Genomic DNA, 20,055 nt, shown 5'->3' on the forward strand with positions numbered 1-20,055 from the left:
CGCCGGCGGGAGGCTATTTGTCGCCCGGCGGTGTAGCCGTCGACGATGAGCGACACCGTCCTGCTGGACGAGTCCGACACGCCGCTCGACCTCCGGCTGTCGACGCTCGAACTGGAGCAGACCCACGGCCACATCACCGACTTCATCGAGGAGACCGTCGACGACGCGGACGCCGACGGCGCCGTGCTCGGTCTGTCCGGCGGCATCGACTCGACGACCGTCGCGTACCTCGCCGTCGAGGCGCTCGGCGCCGACGCGGTGCACGCGCTCGTGATGCCCGGCGAGAAGAACACCGCCGAGAACATGAGCGACGCCGAGCGCGTCGCCGACGACCTCGGCGTCGAGTACGACGTCGTCGAAATCGAGCCCATCGCCGAGCAGTTCTACGACGCGCTGCCGTCGGCGGCCGACGTGAAGATGGCCGAGAGCAACGTCCGCGTCCGGGTGCGCGCCGTCCTCGGCTACTTCGCGGCAAACGCCGAGAACAAGCTGATGCTCGGCACCGGGAACCGCAGCGAGGCGCTCACCGGCTACTTCACGAAGTACGGCGACCAGGCGGTCGACTGCAACCCAATCGGGAACCTCTACAAACAGCAGGTCCGCCAGCTCGCCGACCACGTCGGCGTGCCGCGCGACCTCGTGATGAAGACGCCGTCCGCCGAGATGTGGACCGGGCAGACCGACGAGGAGGAGATGGGGCTGACGTACGACACCCTCGACGCCATCCTCGCGCTCCACATCGACGGCGAACTGTCCACCGCCGCGACCGTCCGGCACCTCGGCGTCAGCGAAGCCGAGGTCGAACGCGTCGAAGAGCTGTACGAGGCCTCCAAACACAAACGCGCCATGCCGCCCGCCCCCGAAAACGTCCGGCTGTAGCCCGGGCCGGCCCGGACCGACTCGGACCAGTCCGGACCAGCCGCGCCGACTGACTGGCTCGCTCCCTGCGCCGTCGACGTCCCCGCGGTTCGCATCCCGTCGACGCGTCCGCCTCCGTCGACGTCTCCGTTGCTCAGCCGAAGTGTTCTGCGTGCAGCGACGCAAACTCGTCGCGTTCGGCGCGCTCCTTCTCGGCGGTCGAGCGGCGGTCGCGGACGAGCCGTTTCACGGCGCGGAGCGCGTCGTCGTCGTTGCCGGCGAGTTCGGCGGCGACGGCGGACGGGTCGGGGACGACGCGGGACACCAGCCCCGTGCGGCGGGCCTCGTCCGCGTCGACGACGCGGCCGGAGAGCGCGAAGTCCATCGCGTCGCCCTCCCCGAGGACGCGCGGGAGCCGAGCCGTGCCGCCCCACGCGCCGAACAGACCGAACTGGACGCCCGGCTCCGCGAACGTCGCGTCCGGCGTGGCGACGCGGACGTCGCAGGCGAGCGCGAGCTCGACGCCGCCGCCGCGGGCCGCCCCGTCGACGCCGGCGACGACGACGCTGTCCGCGGCCTCGATGGCGGCGGCGACGCGCTGGCCGTGCGCCGCGAACGCCGCCGGGTCATCCAGCCGTTCGACGACGTCGAGGTCCGCGCCGGCGCAGAACGCGTCGCCGGCGCCGCGGAGCAACACCACCGGCTCCGACGCCTCGGTGACGGCGGCTTCGAGCGCGTCCAGGTCGGCGGGTCGAAGCGCGTTTCGAGCCGCCGGTCGGTCGAACGTCACGACCCGGTAGTCGCCGGCGTCGCCGGTTGCAGAGCGGAGCATGCACCGCGGTTGCACGCGGTTTCCAAAGGTCTTTGCGTATGCCGGAGCAACCCTGTGCCGATGGACGACGCCGTGCGGGTCCGTGACGCTGCGACGACGGCGCTGGCGGACATCGAACCGGACCGCCTGAACGCCGCCGTGACGGAGCGCATCGCGGACGCGGAGATGACGCCGGGGGCGCTCACGCTCGTCAGCGCCAGGGCGCTCGACGCTGACGCCGACCTGGCCGGCGTCGCAGAACACGCCGCGGGCGTCCAACTGATTTACGAGGGCCTGCGGCTCACCCGGACGCTCGCACACGACGAGCCGTGGAACGCCGTCGACCTCGACGCCGCCGGCGACATCGACGCCGACCTCGACGTGCTCGCCGCCGACGTGTTCGTCTCCCGCGGCTTCTACCTGCTCGCCCGCACCGACGCCGCCGAGAAAGCCGTCGACACCGTCCGCCGCTTCGGCGCTGACCAGACCCGCCGCGGCGACGACGACGACCCGGCGGACCGCGACCGGAACCTCGAAGCCGACGTGTTCGAACTCGCCGTCGTCGCCGGCACCGCCGCCGTCGGCGCCACCGCACCCGACGAACTCCTCAGCTACGCCGCCGACCTCGCCGCCGGCGACGACGACCGGATGCCCGCCGAAGGCGCACTCCCCGACGCCGCATCCGACCGAATCGCCAAACTCGCCGAGGAACGCATCGCCTCCTCCGCGGATTCGTGACGCCGCACGGAATCCGTAATCGAAACCCCTAAAGTCGCAAGCGGCGAACCGATGGTTGCCTGCCTGGGTAGCTTAGCGGTAAAGCGCGTCCTTGGTAAGGACGAGAGCCCGGGTTCAAATCCCGGCCTAGGCTGTCACCTACTCGGGTCGTCGCGCGCTGCCCGTTTGGTGTTCTCTCTGACTGTGTCGGTGTGTAGTTGCGGCTTCGGGTGAACTCCGAAACGACTTCGATCGACACGGCCTGCTGTCAGGCCTGCGGCTGGCGGGTGATGCGGTCGCGGAGCGTACTCTCCGGCTTCGGTGGGTCAGAAACGGTCCGGTGCCGGCTGCGTGTCCGACTCAGTGGAGCGTGACCCGAATCGTCCTGACCTGGTCGTCCGGGTCCGTGAGCAGCGCCGAGACGAACTCGGTGCTGCGTTCGTCGACGTCGACGTCGCCGTCTACGGTCTCGTCGACGACGTCGCCGTCTGCGTCGCGGCCGGCGACGCGGACGTCGGCGCCGCTGATTTCGACGTAGTCAGTCTCCACCCGGAGCGTCGGCTCGACGAAGCCGTCGAACCGCGAGACGCTGGCGAGCGACACCGACGCGAACCGGTAGGCGCTCCAGTCGACGCGGACCTCGTAGTCGCCGTCGCGGAACGTCGCGTACGTGTCGGTCGCCGGCGTCGGGTCGTCGGTCGGCGCCCACGGTTCGCCGTCCGTGTCGGCTGCCGCCGCGTCCGCGTTGGACTCGTCAGTCGTCGCTGCGGCGGTCCGTCCCGCGGCGGCCGCGAACCCGGCGGCACCGAACACCGCGCGGACGACGCTGCGTCTCGAAACCATGGGTGTCGCGTGGGAGCGACGGCCAAAAAGTGCGGCGTCGGTCGGCGCGGCGGGCCGGCGCGGCGGTTCGGTGTGGCGGGTCGGCGTGGTGTCTGCGCCGCTGGCGGCGTCGCTCAGTCGTCGTAGCCGGTGCCGGTGGCGGCGTCCGGGATGTCTGCGCGCTCGACGTCGAGGCCGAGTTCCTCGATGGCGGCCTCCATGTGCGGGTCGTCGACGTAGTCGTCCCCGGCCTCCACGCGCTTGCCGTGCGCGAGCGCGAGCACCTCGCCGCGCCGGTCGTCCGGAATCGCGTACTTGTCGACGACGAGTTCGATGGTGAGGCCGTTGTGGTCGCGAGTGTACAGCGAGTGGAACGCGCCGCGGTCGAACTCGTTGAAGCCGTGGTTGCGCTCCTGGAGCGCCTCCTTGATGTTCTGGAGTTCGGACGCCTCGATGCTGAACGCGAGGTGGTGAACGCCGCCGAGCGGCGTCCGCTGGGGCGCCTGGCTGGAGTCGCGACTCTCCTCGACGAAGAACGTCAGGATGCGGCCGTCGCCGGTGTCGAAAAACAGGTGCGTGACGTCCGGCGCGTCCAGGTTCGGCTGGCGAAGCACCAGCGGCATCCCGAGGACGTCGCGGTAGAACTCCACGGTGTCCTCCTCGTTGCTGCCGATTACGGTGATGTGGTCGGTGCCCGTCACCGAGAACGCGCTGTCGGGCGCCTCGGCGGTGACCGGAATGTCGGAGTCGTCTGCCGTCATGGCCCATCGTACGGACTCCGGACACTTAGCCGCTCGCTGACATCGATGTCACCGGGCGCCACCGGGTTCACCGGCCGGTCGACGGTGTCGGCCCCCGATTCGCGGCCGTCTCCGGGCCTCCGGACGGCCGCGGTCAGCGGAGGTCCGCAATCAGCGTCTCCGGGATGAGTCGGAGGAGCCGCGGCGGGAGCCGCCGGACGAGCCACCGGCCGTGGTCGACGAGCGACCGGCGGAGCGCGGCGTAGACGACGGAGACGGCGGCGAGCGCCACGACGGCCTGCTGGGCGACGCCGTCGAGCGCCGCGTACGCCGGAAGCGCCAGCGCGAGCGCCAGGAAGGCGTCCTCGGGGGCGCCGTCGTACCGGATCCAGCGGCGCGGCGGGTGCCACCGGCCGCGGACGTGCTCGTAGACGGCGCGGTCGCCGGCGAGCTCCCACGGCCGGAGTTCGAGGTCGCCGCCGAACAGGTCCGAGACGGCGTGCAGGCCGGCGGCCGCAAGGAACGCGGCGAGCGCGACGGTCGTCGTCGACGGCGCGAGCGCGGCGACGGCGACGGCGAGCAGCGCCGCGACGGCGTTGTAGCCCGGGAAGTGCAGCGTCTTGCGGTGTGCGCCGAGCAGGTCGACGTCCGGGGCGACGCCGCCGAGCGCGGCGGCGAGCACGACGACGGGGCCGGCGTCGGGCGCGACCGCCAGCGCGGCCAGCCCGACGAGCACGCCCGCGAGGGCGTGCGTTGTGGCCATCATACCGCGGAATACGCTCCGCGGCCGGATAAACTCGGCGCGGCCCGCGGGCCCCGCGGACGCCTCGCTGTGCCAGAACGTTCTTGTCGGATGGCGCGACAGAAGCGGTATGTTCGACGGTTCCCACTACGAGGTCCGCCAGAAGGTCTCCATCGGCAACAAGTACGTCGTGAGCGAGGAGGGGGCCGACATCCTCCAGTCGAAACAGAAGAAGCTGCGGCTGAAGGAGGACTTCCGGTTCACGGACGTCGACTCGGGCGAGGAGGTGTTTCAGGTGAAAGCGGACAGCGTCCTCGACGCCGCCGCGGCCTACGACGCCGTCGACTCTCGGACCGGGGAGCGAATCGGCTCCGTGAAACGCAGCCTGATGTCGATGTTCAAACACGAGTACCAGCTGCTCGGCCCCGACGGCGACCACGTCGCGACCGTGAAAGAGGACAACTGGGTCCGGGCGTTCGTCCGCCGGAACGTCGTCGGCCTGCTGCCGTTCGCCTACGACGTCGAAACCCCGGACGGCACCACCGTCGCCGACATCTCCGGGCAGCTCTCGCTGCGCGACCGCTACGACATCGACGTCGTCGGCGACGTCGACCCGCGGCTCGTCGTCATCGCCGCAATCGTCATCGACGCCATCGAGGCGAACTGACCGCGGACGGCCCGACCCGACTCGGCCGCCCGGAGCGGCAGGACGGCCGGGAGTCGACGCCGGCGAAGGAAAACAGGGAAGCCTCCGGACGCCGAACCGTGGGCTATGCCGGAAGCCCCTCAGACGGACGAAGGCTGGTTCGTCCTCCACGACTTCCGAACGGTGGACTGGGACGCGTGGCGGGACGCCCCCGAGCGCGAACGCGAACGCGCCCTCGACGAGGGCGTCGCCTACCTCGAACGCCACGAGGCCGTCGAGGACGCCGCAGACGGCACCTCCGCGGTGTTCTCCGTGCTCGGCCACAAGGCGGACCTGCTCGTGTTGCACTTCCGCCCGACGCTCGACGCGCTGTCGACCGCCGAGCGCCGGTTCGAGTCGACCGCGTTCGCGTCGTTCACGGAGCAGCCGACGTCGTACGTCTCCGTCACCGAAGTGTCCGGGTACGTCTCCGACGACTACTTCGAAGGCGACGACGCGGACATCGACGAGGGCCTGCGCCGCTACATCGAAGGAAAGATGCAGCCGGACATCCCGGACGACGAGTACGTCTCGTTCTACCCGATGAGCAAGCGCCGGTCCGGCGAGGACAACTGGTACATGCTCGACTTCGACGAGCGCGCCGAACTGATGTCGGGCCACGGCGACGTCGGCCGCGAGTACGCCGGGAAAATCAAGCAGGTCATCTCGTCGTCCGTCGGCTTCGACGACCACGAGTGGGGCGTCACGCTGTTCGGCGCCGACCCGACCGACATCAAAGACATCGTCTACGAGATGCGGTTCGACGAGGCGTCCGCGCGCTACGGCGAGTTCGGCGACTTCTACGTCGGCCGCCGCTTCCCGCCGACCGACCTCGGCGCGTACCTCGCCGGCGACCCCGTCCCGACCGCCGAACACGGCGGCGACGGCCACGGCGACGCGACCGCCGGCAGCCACGCCCACGGCGACAGCCACGGAGAGGGCGGCCATCACCACGGCGGCGACGACAGCGGCCATCACCACGGCGGCGACGACAGCGGCCATCACCACGGCGACGGTGACAGTCACCACGGAGATGGCGCTGGAGACGAAGACGGCGACGCGGCGACCGACGAGGAGAGCATCCGTTCGGAGCTCGAAGACCTCGACATCTACGCCGGGAAGCCGCACGGCGAGGACGTGTTCGCGACGGTGCTGTACTCCGAGGCCGACACCGACGAGCTGTTCGAGGAGGTCGAGGGGCTGCGCGGGAACTTCGAGCACTACGGGACGCACGTCAAAACCGCGGTGTACGAGGGCGGCGCGGCCGCCGGCGCCGACGCCGAGGACGTCCGGTCGGCGGTCGTCTCCATCTGGGAGACCGCGAGCGCCGCCGAGACGGCCGCCGGGTTCCTCTCGGAACTCCCCGGCATCGTCGAGCGCGCCGGCGAGGAGTCCGGCTTCGGCACGATGGGGATGTTCTACACCGTGAAGCCGGAGCACCGCGAGGACTTCGTCGACACGTTCGCCGGCGTCGGCGAACTGCTCGACGAGATGGACGGCCACTTCGAGACCGACCTGATGGTGAACGTCGAAGACGACAACGACATGTTCATCGCGAGCCAGTGGCGCTCCCGCGAGGACGCCATGGCGTTCTTCCGGAGCGACGAGTTCACCGACACCGTCGAGTGGGGCCGCGACGTCCTCGCCGACCGGCCGCGACACGTCTTCCTCGCCTGAGCCGACACGGGCCGCTGCGGCCCGCGGAACTGCCGCGGAATCCCGCACGGAATCCGGGTCGCGTCCGGCGGTCCCGCTATCAGGAACGATGCCCGAGTACCTGGTTTTATCACGGCCGGTTCGGTACCGAGCGTCGATGAACGCCGGGAACGCCGCGGACGGCGGCCTCGACATGGCACGCTCGCTGTACGCGGCGACCGAGGAGCTGATGACCGCCGAGACCCCCGAGGCCGTCTGCGGCGTCGTGGTCAGCGCGGCGAAGGACATCCTCGGCTTCCGGCTCACCGGCGTCAATCTCCGCGACGGCGACGCGCTCGCGCCGGTCGCGGTCACCGACCGGACCCGCGAGTCGTACGGCGGTGACCCGCCGACGTTCCGCCGCGGCAGCGACGTCTGGGAGGTGTTCGAGGGCGGCGAGCCGCTGTGGGCACTCGACGCCGACGGCGACCACGACTGGCAGGGCGTCGTCGTCCCCATCGGGACCCACGGCGTCATCCTCGCCGGCGCCGACCGCGACCGCGCGGTCGACGAGACGCGGCTCGAACTCGCGGGGCTGCTCGCCGACAACACCGCGGTCGCGCTCGACCGGCTCGAGCGCGAACGCCGGCTCGACGAACTCCACAAGGCCGCCCGCGAACTGATGACGGCGCGCGACACCGCGTCGGTGGCGGCGGCCGCGACCAACACTGCCCATGAAGTGTTGCGGCTGCGCGTGAACGCCGTCTACCTGCTCGGCTCGGACGGGGACCGGCTCGTCCCGGTGAGCGTCACCAGCGAGGCGCGCGACCTGTTCGGCGACGTCACCGACATCCGGCCGGACGGGCTCGCCTGGCGCGCCTTCGAGTCCGGCGAGGCCGCCGTCTACGACGACGTGACTGCTCATAGCGCCGTTCAGAACCCAGAGACGCCGGTCCGGAGCGAACTGGTCGTGCCGCTCGGCAACCACGGCCTGTTCATCGCGGGCTCCCCCGACCGCGGCGCCTTCGACGACGCGGACGTCGCGCTCGCGCAGGTGTTCGCGGACAACGTCGAGGCCGCGCTCGGCCGCGCCGAGCGCGAAGCGGTGCTCCGCCGCCGCGAAACCGCGCTCGAACGGCAGAACGACCGGCTCGAAGAGTTCGCGTCCGTCGTCAGCCACGACCTCCGGAACCCGCTGAACGTTGCGCAGGGCAGACTCGAACTCCTGATGGACTCCGTGGACAGCCCGCACCTCGACCACATCGAGGAGGCGCACGGCCGGATGGAGGCGCTCATCGAGGACCTGCTCGCGCTCGCCCGCACCGGCCGGTCCGTCGGCGAGACGGCGCCCGTCCCGCTGCCGTCGCTCGCCCGCGACACCTGGGGCGCCGTCAGCGGCGGCGGCGACGTCGCGGTCGACTCGGCGCTCGGCACCGTCGACGCCGACGACACCCGGCTCCGCGAACTCCTGGAGAACCTGATGCGGAACGCCGTCGAACACGGCGGCAGCGACGTCGACGTCGAGGTCGGCCGCCTCGCGGACGGCGCCGGCTTCTACGTCGCCGACGACGGCCCCGGCATCCCCGAGGCTGACCGCGACGACGTGTTCGAACGCGGCTACACGACCGAGGAGGACGGCACCGGCTTCGGCCTCCCCATCGTCCGCGAAATCGCCCGGGCGCACGGCTGGACCGTCTCGGTCGCCGGGAGCGACGCCGGTGGAGCGCGCTTCGAGATTCGGACCGGCGACGGAGACGGCGGTGGCGACGGCGGAGCCGAGAACTGACCCGACCGCGACCGACGGGACTCAGCCGCGCCGCCTCCGACTGGCACCGTCGCCGCCGCTTCTCCACTCGACTCGTCATCTGCTTCCACGTTCGGCAACCGCTTCGCTACCCGGCTCGTCGTCCGTTTCCTCGTCGGGCTCGGCATCCGTTTCCACGTCCGCTTCGACTCCAGGTGACTCGGCCGAGCGGGCGGTGAAAGTGGACGCCGGCGCTCCGGACGTCGACCGCTGCACCGGGTTTCTAGTTGAAATGGAGGGGTTCCGGCTGTTCGCTCCGGGGCGACGCCGCCGACTCGCCGTCTCGCCGGGCGCCGCTCGGCCTCGCCCCGCCCCGCCTCGACGACGACGGCGAATCCGCGTACCCGAACGTCTTTGCCCGCGCGCCGTTTTCGTCCGAGCAATGAATACGCTCCTGTGGATTCTCGCGGGGGTGCTCGCGTACACGCTGGCCGCGACTGCCCTCCAGTCGAAGGGGTATCTGCCGAACGCGGTCAACGTTCAGGGCCCGCTGACGACGATTCACACGACGTACGGCCGGCGGCTGCTCGACCGGCTCTCCCGGCCGAAGCGGTTCTGGCGCGCGTGGAGCAACGTCGGCGTCGGCATCGCCGTCGTCGTGATGGTCGGCATGTTCGCGTTCCTGCTGAACGCCGCCGCGACGACGCTACGGCATCCGGTTCAGACGCAGGCGAACAAGCCGTCGAACTTCCTCATCATCCCCGGCGTCAACGACTTCCTACCGTGGGCGGTCGCCCCGGAGATTCTGCTCGGCCTGCTCGTCGCGCTGGTCGTCCACGAGGGCGGCCACGGCCTGCTGTGCCGCGTCGAGAACATCGACATCGACTCGCTCGGCGTCGTCCTGTTCGCGCTCATCCCGGTCGGCGCGTTCGTCGAACCGGACGAGGAGAGCCAGCGCGGCGCCTCCCGCGGCGCCCGCACCCGGATGTTCGCCGCCGGCGTCACCAACAACATCGTCGTCACCGCCGTCGCGTTCGCGCTGCTGTTCGGCCCCGTCATCGGCTCCGTCGTCGCCGCGCCCGGCGTCGCCGTCGGCGGCGCCTACCCCGGTGCGCCCGCGGCGCAGGCCGGCATCTCCGGTGGCGACCGCATCACCGAAGTCGGCGGCACCCCGGTGTCGAACACCACCGAACTCGATGCCGCGCTCGCCGCCGCACCGCCGAACGTCACCGTCGAGGTCGACGGCGAGCGCACCACGACGGTCCACCGGTCCGTGGTCGTCGTCGGCTCCGTCCGGGGGAACCCGGCGAACCTTTCGGTCGACCCGTCCGAGGACCCGATTCGCATCTCCGCGGTCAACGGCACGTCGGTCCGGACCATGTCCGCGTTCCGCGACGCCGCCGAGTCACACGAACTCGCGCGGCTCTCCACCAGCGAAGGCCCCCGGACCGTCGCGCTCGGCGCGTACGTCACGACGATTCAGCAGGGCGGCTCGCTCGCGGAAGCCAGCGGCGGCGCGCTCGCGAACGCCTCCGGCGTCGTCACTCGAATCGGCGGCGACCGCGTCGTCGACGCGACCGACCTCACCGGCGCGCTCGACCGGTACAGCCCCGGCGACACCGTCTCCGTCCGGCTGTACGTCGACGGCGAGTTCCGCGAGTACGACGTGACGCTCCAGCCGGACACGGGGACCGCCGCCGAGAACGACGTCCTGCTCGGCGTCCGCGTTGCCCCCGGCGTCTCCGGGCTCACCGTCGAGTCCTTCGGCATCCAGCCGTACCCGACCGACCTCTACCTCTCGCTGCTCGGCTCCGGCGACATCCCGAGCGGCCTCACCGTGTTCGGGAACTCGATGCTGACGCTCGCGTTCATCGCGCTGCTGCTCCCGCTCGCGGGCGCCACCGGCCTCCTCCCGTACAACTTCGCCGGCTTCTACGGCCCGTTCGCGAACTTCTACGACGTCAGCGGCCCGCTCGCCGCGCTCGGCGAACCGACCGTGTTCGTCCTCGCGAACGTCCTGTTCTGGACGGCCTGGATCAACATCCAGCTCGCCGTGTTCAACTGCATCCCCGGCTACCCGCTCGACGGCGGCCGCATCCTCCGGATGGCCGCCGAGGGACTGGTGTCGCGGCTCCCCGTCGACGACCGGCACCGACTCGTCAGCGCCATCACCACCTCCGTCGGCCTCGTGATGCTCGCCGCGCTGCTCGTCATCGTGTTCGCGCCGCAGTTCCTCGCCGGCTGACGCGCGACCCGATTCGCCGGTCCTCGGCCGTTCTCACCGACTTTCGGAGCGACCCCCGACAGTGACAGCGACGCCGACCGCGGCAGCGACGCCGACTATGACTGTGACCGCAACAACAACGACGACGACCGCGGCAGCGACGCCGACTGCAACGCGAACCGCTCGCCCGGGCGCCGTCGAGCGGTCGTCGCAGTCGGCCGTCCGGTCGCGTCGCTGGCTGTCGTCGAGCGTCGCCGCGGGAGAAGTGGCGCTGCGGCGGGTGAGAAATCTGCGTCGTCGCGGCCGGCGGTTCAGTCGTCGGTGGCGGAGCCGTTCGCTTCGACCTCGGGCGGCTGGTCGTCGACGTCGCCGGCGTCCGCTCCGCCGTCCGCGTCGTCGTCGGTCGCCGCGTCGTCCTCGTCGTCGCCGTCGGCGGCTTCGGGGGCGCCGTGGCGCTCGTAGAACTCCTCGGGCGTGTCCGGGATGCGCTCGAACTCGCCGAAGTCGCGCTCGTGGTGCCGGATGACCTGCTCTGCGATCCACGCCGAGTAGGTGTCGTCGAACTGCCAGTCCTCGTCGGACGGGTCGGTCTGGAACCGGTCGTCGGTCGCGAACGCGACGTACAGGTGGTAGAAGCCGAGGATGACGTCGGCGAACTCGCGGGCCTTCCCGCCCGCCTCGGCGCGCTTCTCCGCGAGGTGGTCGTGGCCGGCGTCGGTGAGCGCGAAGTACTTCCGGTCCGGTTCGTCCTCGCGTTCGATTCGCTCGGCCCACCCCTCCTCCTCGAACTTGTACAGAATCGGGTAGACGGAGCCGTACGACGGCTCCCAGTGGCCGCCGCTGATGTCCGTAATCTCCTTGAGAATCTCGTAGCCGTACCGCGGCTTCTCCTCGAGGAGTTCGAGCACGATGTACGCGATGAGGCCACGCGGCGGGCCGCTCTTCCGCATTAGCAGTCACTTCCCGAGTTCGGAGGGTAAGGGTTTCGGTAGCCGCACTTTCGGGAGAATCGGCGGCTCGGCGGAGCGGGGCTCGGTGAGTCGCCGTCGCCGGCCCGGGCGCCGACGGCCTACCCGTCCCGGCGGAGCCGCGTCACGACGAACTCCCGTTCGAGTTCGCCGAGGAACTCGCCGAGCCGCGGCCCCTGCGTCTCGTCGAAGAACAGCCGGTAGCCAGCCTCGAAGAAGTCGCCGACTTCGACGTCGTGTCGCCGCGCCGTCTCGTAGATTTCGCCCTGAATCTCCTCGCCGGTGTGGCCGTCCGCCACGAACGCGGCGAGGTCGTCGAGGGCGGCTTCGACGTCGTCGTCGAAGTCGTGCTCCGGCAGGTCGGTCTGCAGCCGGTAGTTGTACTCGTTGTCGCAGCGCTCCGCCCAGCGCCGCGCCCGCTCGACGCGTTCGAGCGCGTCCTCGATGGCCCACTCCGGCGTGTCCTCGTCGAAGTGGCCCTCGTCGGTCGCCAGCTTCACGCGGAAGTCCCGGTCGTCGACCATGCCGAGCACCGCCGCGAACGTGTACGGGAGCCTGACGCGGTCCCCCCGCGGCTCGTCGACGACGAACGGGTACGCCCGGTCGGCGAGCGGCTTCAGCTCCTCGTCGGCGGTCTCGCCGAAGTACACCTCCTCGAACCGGTCGAACTCGTCGACCAGCAGGTCGAGCCGCTCGACGTTGAAGTCCTTCGCCTTCTTCGGGTTCCGCGCGAAGAAGTACCGGAGCACCTCCGGCTCGATGAGGTCGAGCACCTCCTGGACGGTGACGACGTGGCCCTCCGAGGAGGACAGCGGCTCGCCGTTCAGCGTGAACCACTCGTACACCATCGGCACCGGCGGCTCGTTCCCGAGCACGGTCCGCGCGATGTCGACGCCGCTCGGCCACGACCCCTCGGCGTGGTCCTTCCCGAACGGCTCGAAGTCGACGTCGAGCACCTCCCACTGGCCGGGCCACTCGAACCGCCACGGCAGCTTCCCCTCCCGGAACGTCGCGGTGCCCTCGTGGCCGCAGCCCTCGATGTGGCGGCCGCCGGCGTCGATGCCGGAGCAGCGGTAGTCGACCGTGCCGGCGTCGACGTCGACGCCGCGGACGTCCTGGGTCAGCACGCCGCACTCGCTGCACTGCGCCATGAACGGCACGTAGTCCTCGTCGACTTTGTCCTGGTACTTCGCGAGCGTCTCGCGGGCGGCGTCCGCGTTCCGCAGGACGCACTCGACGACGTCGTCGAAGTCGCCGTCGGCGTACAGGTCGGTGTTCGACACCATCTCGACGGGGATGTCGAGCGCCTCGGCGTCGGCCTCCAGCAGCGCCGCGAAGTGCGCGGCGTACGACTCGTGGCCGTCGTCGAACGGGTCGGGGATGTCGGTGTACGGCTTCCCGAGGTTCTTCCCGAGCGCGCCGGCGTTCACGTCGCCGAGGTCGACGACGTCGCCGTCGGTGTCCGCGAGCTTCCGCGGGAGCTTCCGCAGCGCGTCCTTGTCGTCGCTGGTGAACACCTGCCGAACCGTCCAGCCGCGTTCGCGCAGCACCGCCGCGACGAAGTAGCCGCGGATGATCTCGTTGAAGTTCCCGATGTGCGCGATGCCGGACGGCGAGACGCCGCCTTTGATGACGACCGGTTCGTCGGGGTCCCGCGCCTCGATTTCGTCGGCGACCGCGTCGGCCCAGAAGGCGCGGTAGTCGCCCTCGCCGTCGCCGCCCCCGCCTCCGCGGCCGACCGCGTGCGGGTCGACCTCGGCCGGCTCCGCGTCGGCGCCGGCGCGAACGTCGTCGCCAGCGTCGTCGGCGTCGGAGTCCGCGCTCATTGCTGCGCCCAGTACGTCGGCTCGCCGCCGCCGCTCGGAACGATGTCGGTTCCGGTGTGTTCGCCGCGCAGCACGGCTCCCTCGATCACCTCGGGGTTCGTTCCGTCGAGGACGATGGTCCGCATCCCGGACCGCTCGATGAGCTTCGCGGCGAGCAGGTCGACCGGGGCGGACGCGCCCGCGTCGCGGCTCATCGGCGCGATGACCTCGACGAGTTCCGCCGGCGTCAGTTCGCCGAACTGGACCGCCTCTTCGTCCTCGTTCGGGTCCGCGTCGTAGATGCCGTTCGCGCTGGTCGCGTACACCAGCAGGTCGGCGTCGATGTACTCCGCGAGCGCGGCGGCGACGGCGTCGGTGGTCTGCCCCGGCATCACGCCGCCCATCACGGAGACGTCGCCGCGGCGGATGGCGTCGCCGGCCTCGTCGTAGTCGTGCGCCGGCGTCGGGTCGACGGTCGCGCCGAGCGCCGCGATGAGCAGCCGGGCGTTGATGCGCGTCACGTCGATCCCGATCTGGTCGAGCTGGACCTCGTTGGCGCCGAGTTCGCGCGCCGCACCGATGTAGTCGCGGGCGACGCCACCACCGCCGACGACGGCGCCGAGTTCGCACCCTTCCTCCACCAGTCGCTCGATGACGGCGGCGTGGCCCGACACCCGCTCCGGGTCGAGTTCGGGCGCGAGCACGCTTCCGCCGAGCGAAAGGACGACTCTCATTACGTTCGGCTTGCCGCGATTCGCTCTTAAGGCTCCCGAACCGGGACCGACGCGGTCGCGTCGGCCATCTCGGTGCGTCGGTCGTCGCTGTCTGCGTCGCGGCCGGCGTCACAGCGGGTTCGCGGCCGGCGTCAACGCCTCATTGCGGCCGGCGTCAACGCCCCATCGCGGCCGGCGTCGCGGCTCCGGTGCCGAAGGTCTAAGCCGCTCGCCGACCGCGTTCCGCCCATGCAGACGCTGAGCATCGTCGGGTCGGGCGCCGACGGCGTCGCCGACGCGATCGCCGAGCGACTCGACGGGCGCGTCGCGACGGTTCGCCGCACCGAGACGGCCGACGCCGTCGGAGACGACCCCGACACTGAACGCCCGCAGGCGGCGGCTCCGGGCGGCGTCGACGCCGCGGTCGACCTCGCGCCGGACGGCGACTGGGCCGCCTCGGGCGTCGACGGCTCGTTCACGGACGCGCTCGACCGCCTCGCGCCCGCACACGACTACTGTCTCGTCAGCGGCTTCTCCCGGCTTCGGCTGCCGACGGTCGTCGTCGGCGACGCGGAGGTCCCCGGCGACGTCGTCCGCCGCGTCGACGACGCGGCCGACCTCGACCCGGCCGCGCTCGCCGCCGAAATCGACGACGTGGAGCCGTACGTGACGCTCGAGGAACTGGTGGCGCGCGTCAAGCGCAGCGAGCAGGCGGACCGCGCCGGCGCCATCGCGACGTTCACCGGCCGCGTCCGCGCGAAAGACGCCCCGGACGACGACCGGACGACCCACCTCGCGTTCGAGAAGTACGAGGGCGTCGCCGCCGACAGGCTCGGCCGCATCGAACGCGAACTCGCGGACCGCGACGGCGTCCTCGACGTCCGACTCCACCACCGCGTCGGCGTCATCGAGGACGGCGAAGACATCGTGTTCGTCGTCGTGCTCGCCGGACACCGCCGGGAGGCGTTCCGCGCCGTCGAGGACGGCATCGACCGCCTGAAGGACGAAGTCCCCATCTTCAAGAAGGAGACCACGGAGTCCGAGGAGTTCTGGGTTCACGACCGCGCGTGACCCCGAAACCGGCCGTCTGACGAAATTCATTCGCGTGTACTCTGGAGAAATAATCTCTCGATGCAGCTTCGCGTCCACCTGAGCGTGAAACGACGAAAGAGCCTCAGAATCGGTTGTAAAATGTCTCGACGGTTCTCGAACGGTCGTGAACGGTTTGGTTTTCGTCATTTCACGGTCGTGTCGCCGTGAACGGGGCCGAATTACCGCCAACGGACTCTCCTTTATAACATCCCCTGGCTGCATAGGAGCAGTCGAGGTGACTCAGGATGAGCGCAACCGCAAACCCCTCCACCGACGCAGATAGCCCCTCCAAGGAAGAACGGCTCACCGCGTTCCTGCGCGAGAAGGCGCAGGACGGCGAGCTGTACTTCAAGAGCAAGTTCATCGCCGAGGAGGTCGACCTCTCCCCGAAGGAGATCGGCGCCCTCATGGTGAAGCTCAAAGACTCCGCGACGGACCTCACCATCGAGAAGTGGTCGTACACGAGCGCGACCACGTGGCGCGTCGAACCGAACTCGGCCTGACCGACCGCTCCGCGACGGGCAGCACGGCCCCGACGACTGGCACATCCGGCACGACGACGCCGACGCTCACGCGACCCGCCCCGCTTCTCGCGGCGGTCCCCGCTCCGCCCCGCTTTCTCCGCGGTCTTCTCCGCTCCGAACGCAGCCGCTTACTCCACCCGTTCCAGGTCGGTCTGCGTCTCCGCCGACTCGACGTTCCCGGTGTTCCGGGTGTCGCTCGGCTCGAACAGCAGCATCTCGGTCTCCGTCTCCGCGACGGGCCGGTGTTCGACGCCGCGCGGCACCACGACCAGTTCGCCCTCCTCGAGCACGACCGGGGGGTCGTCGCGGAACTCGATGCGGAGGCGGCCCGAAACCACCAGGAACAGCTCGTCCGCGTCCTCGTGGTGGTGCCAGACGAACTCGCCGTCGGCCTTCGCGAGCTTCACGGCCTGCCCGTTGGGTTCGGCGGCGAGCCGCGGCGACCAGTGCTCGTCGAACGACTCGAACGCGGACGCCAGATTCACCTTCTCCATACCCGGACAGCCGGCGCGCCGACTGAAACCTCCTCGGATGGCCGGCGCCGGAGGATGGCTGCCGCCCCGGAGTAACGGGTCGCGTCGCGCCCGCGGTGGGTCGGCTCGCGAGCAGGACTTATCCCGGTGCGACGAGAAACACCGCCGATGAGCGACGCGGACTCTCAGCAGGTTCCCCGCCCGCCGCAGCTCGACGCAGTCTTCCACGTCTCCGACGTCAGAACCGACGGCGACCGGGTGCTGTACTACGGCGTCAGCGACGTCGACGAGGAGGAGCTGACCCGTCGCGTCTGGCCGGCGTTCCGCGAACAGGGGTACGAGGTGCAGGTCGCCCGCACCGACCGCGGCCTCGACGTCGTCGTCGCCCGCCCGTACTCCACCGGCGTCGACGGCGTCCCGTGGACGAACGTCGCGCTGCTGTGTGCGACGCTGCTGTCGACGCTGCTCGTCGGCGCGACCGCCTGGTACTACATCCCGTTCGGCGCCATCCTCGACAATCCGCTGCTGGCGCTGGAGGCGTGGCCGTTCACGGCCGCCGTGCTCGGCGTCCTGCTGACGCACGAACTCGGCCACTACGTCGTGGGCCGGTACCACGGCGTCGACGTGTCGCTGCCGTACGTCATCCCGTTCATCCTCCCGTTCGGGACGATGGGCGCCATCATCCGGATGCGCGGCCAGATGCCGGACCGCGAGGCGCTGTTCGACATCGGCGTCGCCGGCCCCCTCGCCGGGCTCGCCGCCACCGTCGTCGTCACCGTCGTCGGGCTGTCGCTCGGCCCGTTCCCGGTGCCGGCGGAACTCCTCTCGGAGGGAGCGCAGGTCATCCAGTTCCACGACCCGCCGCTGCTCGACCTCATCGCGGACGCGCTCGGACGGCAGACCAGCTACGACCAGCCCGGGCTCACCGTCCACCCGGTCATCATGGGCGCGTGGGTCGGGATGTTCTTCACCGTGCTGAACCTCCTCCCGGTCGGCCAGCTCGACGGCGGACACATCGTCCGCGCGATGGTCGGCGAACGCCAGGAGACGGTGGCCTCGCTCGTCCCGCTCGCGCTGTTCGGCATCGCCGCCTACCTCCACTTCGGACGCGGACTGTCGCTGAACGACTCCGTCGGCCTCTGGGCGTTCTGGGGGCTGTTCTCAGCGTTCATCGCCTACCGCGGCCCCGCCAACCCCATCGACGACTCGGCGCTCGGCCCGAAGCGGAAGGCGCTCGGCGTCCTCACGTTCGCGCTCGGCCTGCTCTGCTTCCTGCTGGTCCCCATCGAAGTCGTCGTGGTCTGAGCCGGATTCGCCGCTGTTACGACCCGTGGCCGTATCCGCGGTCGGGGAGCGGGTCGCCGTCCATTCGGACGCCGCACTCCGCCTCCGTCACGGTTCCGAGCCGGGTCACCTGCGTCGGCGACGCCGCCACCGCCGCGTCGACGTCGTCCGCCGGAACCGTGAACACGAGTTCGAAGTCCTCGCCGAAGAACAGTGCCGCCTCCCGCCGCGCCGTCCCGTCACCTGCGCCGCCGTCGTTGCTGTTGCCGTCGTCGCCGCCGTCGTTGCCGTCGTCTGTGCCTGCGCCGGTCGCTTCGAGCGCCTCGTCGACCGCGGAGTCGACGGGAACGGCGGCCTCCTCGACGGCGAACCCGCAGTCGCTCGCCTCGGCGAGCTGGTGGAGCGACCGGGCGAGCCCGTCGCTCGAATCCATCATCGCGGACGCGTACTGACGGAGCGCGACGCCGGCCGCGACGCGCGGCGTGAACCGAAACAGGTCGTTGCCGCGGTCGACGTCGCCGGCGGCGAACCGGCGGAGCGCGGCCGCAGACCGCCCGAACGACCCGGTGACGCAGACGGCGTCTCCCGGTTCGGCGCCGGAGCGCCGCACCGGCGACTCGGCTTCGCCGAGCGCCGTCGTCGCCGCGGTGAACTCCGCGGCCTCGTCCAGGTCCCCGCCGACGTACTCGGCGTCGACCGCCGCGCAGACGTCCGTCGCGCCGCGAACGAACGCCGTCAGCTCCGACTCCTCGAACGTCGGCGCGGCGTAGACGGCGACGGCCGCTTCGGCGTCGGCGCCCATCGCCGCGACGTCCGACAGCGACGCGGCGACGCTCCGCCACCCGGCCGTGTAGCGCGTGACGCCCGCCGGGAAGTCCGTCGACTCGTGGAGCATGTCGGTCGTCAACACCCGGTCGCCGACGACGGCGCAGTCGTCTCCGGCGGCCGGCACCGACCCGCCGAGCAGCCGCAGCGCCTCGCGTTCGTCCATCGCCTCCGAGTCGCGCCGGCACCGGGAAACCCGTTTCCCTTCGACCACCCACGGCCGCGCCCGGCGCACCGACGGCGGTCGAGACACCGACTCGTCGGCCTGCGGGCACCGCTTTCGACGGCTTGATACCTCGGCCACCCCAGGCCGGACGCATGGATACGGACCAGCTTCGCGCCACCGCGGTCGGGTTCCTCGGCGCGTTCGCTGTCCTCGCCGCGCTGCTGTACCTCAGTGGTGGCGTCGACACGCTCGTCGCGGAGCTCGCGCGGGCCGACACCGACACGGTGCTGCTCGTCGTCGCCGTCACGGTGTGCTGGCTCGTCGCGTGGGGGGTCGCGCTCCGCACCGTGCTGTCGGTGCTCGGCGTGAAGCTGTCCGTCGTCAAGTCGTTCTTCGTGTTCTGCGGCGCGATGTTCTCGAACAACATCACGCCGTTCGGGCAGGCCGGCGGCGAACCGGTCGCGGCGCTGCTCATCTCCCGCACCGCCGACACGGAGTACGAACGCGGCCTCGCCGCCATCGCCTCCGTCGACACGCTGAACTTCGTGCCGTCGGTGACGCTCGCGCTCATCGGCGCCGCCTACTTCGCCACCGAAACGACGTTCGGCCAGCGGCTCCGGTTCGCCACCGGCGTCGTCGTCGCGCTCGCGGTCGTCGTCCCGGGGCTCGTCTACCTCGGCTGGCAGTACCGCTACCGGCTCGAACACAAAGCCGTCTCGACGTTCACGCCGGCCGTCTCCCGCATCGCCGACTTCGTCCCCGGCGTCTCCGCGCCGGACGAGGCGGCCATCGAGTCCCGCATCGGCCACTTCTTCGGCGCCATCGAACGCGTCGCCACGAACCGGAGGGGCCTCGCGCTGTCGCTCGCCGCCTCCACGGTCGGCTGGGGGTTCCAGATGGTCGGGCTGTGGCTCGCCTTCCAGGCCATCGGCGTCACCGTCCCGATGCACGTCCTGCTGTTCGTCGTCCCGATGGGCGCCATCGCCGGCGTGACGCCGCTCCCGGGCGGCGCGGGCGGCATCGAAGCCGTCCTCGTCGCGGTGCTCGCCGCGCTCCCCGGCATCGGCATCACGACCAGCACCGCGCTCGCCGCGGTCGTCATCTACCGCGGCGCGGTCTACTGGGTCCCGGTCGCCATCGGTGGCGTCGTCGTCAGCGTCGTCGGCGCGGACCGACTCGGCTGACCGCGAACCGCTCCGCCGCCGACGTGCGTGAGGCGGTCCCGTA

General features: G+C 70.9%; 19 protein-coding genes and 1 tRNA gene. 11 read left to right on the top strand and 9 right to left on the bottom strand.

What is annotated here, in order from left to right; all coding sequences use genetic code 11:
• Positions 1-45 precede the first annotated feature (45 nt).
• Positions 46-879, top strand: a complete 834-nt coding sequence (locus ACQUS7_RS06350; RefSeq protein WP_435145698.1) for an NAD+ synthase — start codon at positions 46-48, stop codon at positions 877-879.
• A 133-nt stretch (positions 880-1,012) separates the two neighbouring features.
• Here ACQUS7_RS06350 and ACQUS7_RS06355 read toward each other — a convergent pair whose 3' ends face one another.
• Positions 1,013-1,690 carry an enoyl-CoA hydratase/isomerase family protein gene (locus ACQUS7_RS06355; RefSeq protein WP_435145700.1) on the bottom strand — a complete coding sequence of 226 codons (678 nt, stop codon included), beginning with the start codon at positions 1,688-1,690 and terminating at the stop codon, positions 1,013-1,015.
• 60 nt (positions 1,691-1,750) lie between these two features.
• Here ACQUS7_RS06355 and ACQUS7_RS06360 point away from each other — a divergent pair, with 60 nt between their 5' ends.
• Both ACQUS7_RS06360 and ACQUS7_RS06365 read left to right on the top strand, forming a co-directional pair.
• Positions 1,751-2,407, top strand: coding sequence for a DUF7114 family protein (locus ACQUS7_RS06360; protein ID WP_435124114.1), 657 nt, complete (start codon positions 1,751-1,753; stop codon positions 2,405-2,407).
• Positions 2,408-2,468: 61 nt separating this feature from the next.
• A tRNA-Thr gene (locus tag ACQUS7_RS06365) sits at positions 2,469-2,540 on the top strand.
• 206 nt (positions 2,541-2,746) lie between these two features.
• Here ACQUS7_RS06365 and ACQUS7_RS06370 read toward each other — a convergent pair.
• From ACQUS7_RS06370 to ACQUS7_RS06380, 3 genes are all read right to left on the bottom strand, one after another.
• Complete coding sequence (locus tag ACQUS7_RS06370) at positions 2,747-3,229, bottom strand: hypothetical protein (protein WP_435145703.1); 483 nt, start codon at positions 3,227-3,229, stop codon at positions 2,747-2,749.
• Positions 3,230-3,342: 113 nt separating this feature from the next.
• On the bottom strand, positions 3,343-3,969 hold the full coding sequence (locus tag ACQUS7_RS06375) for a VOC family protein (RefSeq protein WP_435124152.1): 627 nt from the start codon (positions 3,967-3,969) through the stop codon (positions 3,343-3,345).
• 133 nt (positions 3,970-4,102) lie between these two features.
• Positions 4,103-4,714, bottom strand: coding sequence for a metal-dependent hydrolase (locus ACQUS7_RS06380; RefSeq protein ID WP_435145705.1), 612 nt, complete (start codon positions 4,712-4,714; stop codon positions 4,103-4,105).
• A gap of 106 nt (positions 4,715-4,820) precedes the next feature.
• On the opposite strand from ACQUS7_RS06380, the gene ACQUS7_RS06385 reads away from it, so the two are divergent.
• The 4 genes from ACQUS7_RS06385 (at position 4,821) to ACQUS7_RS06400 (ending at position 10,999) form a co-directional block, all read left to right on the top strand.
• Entirely contained in the window at positions 4,821-5,357 is a 537-nt protein-coding gene (locus ACQUS7_RS06385; RefSeq protein WP_435124154.1) for a hypothetical protein, read from the top strand.
• Positions 5,358-5,462: 105 nt separating this feature from the next.
• Entirely contained in the window at positions 5,463-7,052 is a 1,590-nt protein-coding gene (locus ACQUS7_RS06390) for a heme-binding protein (RefSeq protein WP_435145707.1), read from the top strand.
• A gap of 136 nt (positions 7,053-7,188) precedes the next feature.
• Positions 7,189-8,796: a sensor histidine kinase gene (locus tag ACQUS7_RS06395; RefSeq protein ID WP_435145709.1), complete on the top strand. Its 1,608-nt coding sequence runs from the start codon at positions 7,189-7,191 to the stop codon at positions 8,794-8,796.
• Positions 8,797-9,196: 400 nt separating this feature from the next.
• On the top strand, positions 9,197-10,999 hold the full coding sequence (locus ACQUS7_RS06400) for a site-2 protease family protein (RefSeq protein ID WP_435124160.1): 1,803 nt from the start codon (positions 9,197-9,199) through the stop codon (positions 10,997-10,999).
• Positions 11,000-11,289: 290 nt separating this feature from the next.
• On the opposite strand, the gene ACQUS7_RS06405 is transcribed toward ACQUS7_RS06400, so the two are convergent.
• From ACQUS7_RS06405 to pyrH, 3 genes are all read right to left on the bottom strand, one after another.
• Positions 11,290-11,928 (bottom strand): PadR family transcriptional regulator, encoded by a 639-nt coding sequence (locus tag ACQUS7_RS06405; RefSeq protein WP_435145712.1) that lies wholly within the window; start codon positions 11,926-11,928, stop codon positions 11,290-11,292.
• A 119-nt stretch (positions 11,929-12,047) separates the two neighbouring features.
• Positions 12,048-13,772, bottom strand: a complete 1,725-nt coding sequence (gene lysS / locus ACQUS7_RS06410) for a lysine--tRNA ligase (protein ID WP_435145714.1) — start codon at positions 13,770-13,772, stop codon at positions 12,048-12,050.
• Positions 13,769-14,485: a UMP kinase gene (gene pyrH / locus ACQUS7_RS06415; protein WP_435145716.1), complete on the bottom strand. Its 717-nt coding sequence runs from the start codon at positions 14,483-14,485 to the stop codon at positions 13,769-13,771. Before pyrH ends, lysS begins: the two co-directional genes overlap by 4 nt.
• Positions 14,486-14,713: 228 nt before the next feature.
• Between pyrH and ACQUS7_RS06420 the strand changes: the two genes are divergently transcribed.
• Together ACQUS7_RS06420 and ACQUS7_RS06425 are read left to right on the top strand one after the other, a co-directional pair.
• Complete coding sequence (locus ACQUS7_RS06420; protein ID WP_435145718.1) at positions 14,714-15,535, top strand: molybdopterin synthase; 822 nt, start codon at positions 14,714-14,716, stop codon at positions 15,533-15,535.
• A 266-nt stretch (positions 15,536-15,801) separates the two neighbouring features.
• Positions 15,802-16,059 (top strand): DUF7123 family protein, encoded by a 258-nt coding sequence (locus ACQUS7_RS06425; protein WP_435124168.1) that lies wholly within the window; start codon positions 15,802-15,804, stop codon positions 16,057-16,059.
• A 149-nt stretch (positions 16,060-16,208) separates the two neighbouring features.
• Here the strand turns inward: ACQUS7_RS06425 and ACQUS7_RS06430 are convergent, their stop codons facing one another.
• Positions 16,209-16,574 (bottom strand): cupin domain-containing protein, encoded by a 366-nt coding sequence (locus tag ACQUS7_RS06430; protein ID WP_435145721.1) that lies wholly within the window; start codon positions 16,572-16,574, stop codon positions 16,209-16,211.
• Between the two features lie 147 nt (positions 16,575-16,721).
• On the opposite strand from ACQUS7_RS06430, the gene ACQUS7_RS06435 reads away from it, so the two are divergent.
• Positions 16,722-17,858 (top strand): site-2 protease family protein, encoded by a 1,137-nt coding sequence (locus ACQUS7_RS06435; RefSeq protein ID WP_435145723.1) that lies wholly within the window; start codon positions 16,722-16,724, stop codon positions 17,856-17,858.
• Between the two features lie 16 nt (positions 17,859-17,874).
• Here ACQUS7_RS06435 and thiL read toward each other — a convergent pair whose 3' ends face one another.
• On the bottom strand, positions 17,875-18,828 hold the full coding sequence (gene thiL / locus ACQUS7_RS06440; protein ID WP_435145725.1) for a thiamine-phosphate kinase: 954 nt from the start codon (positions 18,826-18,828) through the stop codon (positions 17,875-17,877).
• 152 nt (positions 18,829-18,980) lie between these two features.
• Between thiL and ACQUS7_RS06445 the strand changes: the two genes are divergently transcribed.
• A complete protein-coding gene (locus ACQUS7_RS06445) occupies positions 18,981-20,012 on the top strand; it encodes a lysylphosphatidylglycerol synthase transmembrane domain-containing protein (protein WP_435124173.1) in 1,032 nt (343 codons plus the stop codon).
• Positions 20,013-20,055 lie beyond the last annotated feature (43 nt).

Source organism: Halobaculum sp. P14, assembly GCF_051195155.1.
Lineage (GTDB): Archaea > Halobacteriota > Halobacteria > Halobacteriales > Haloferacaceae > JBNTKA01.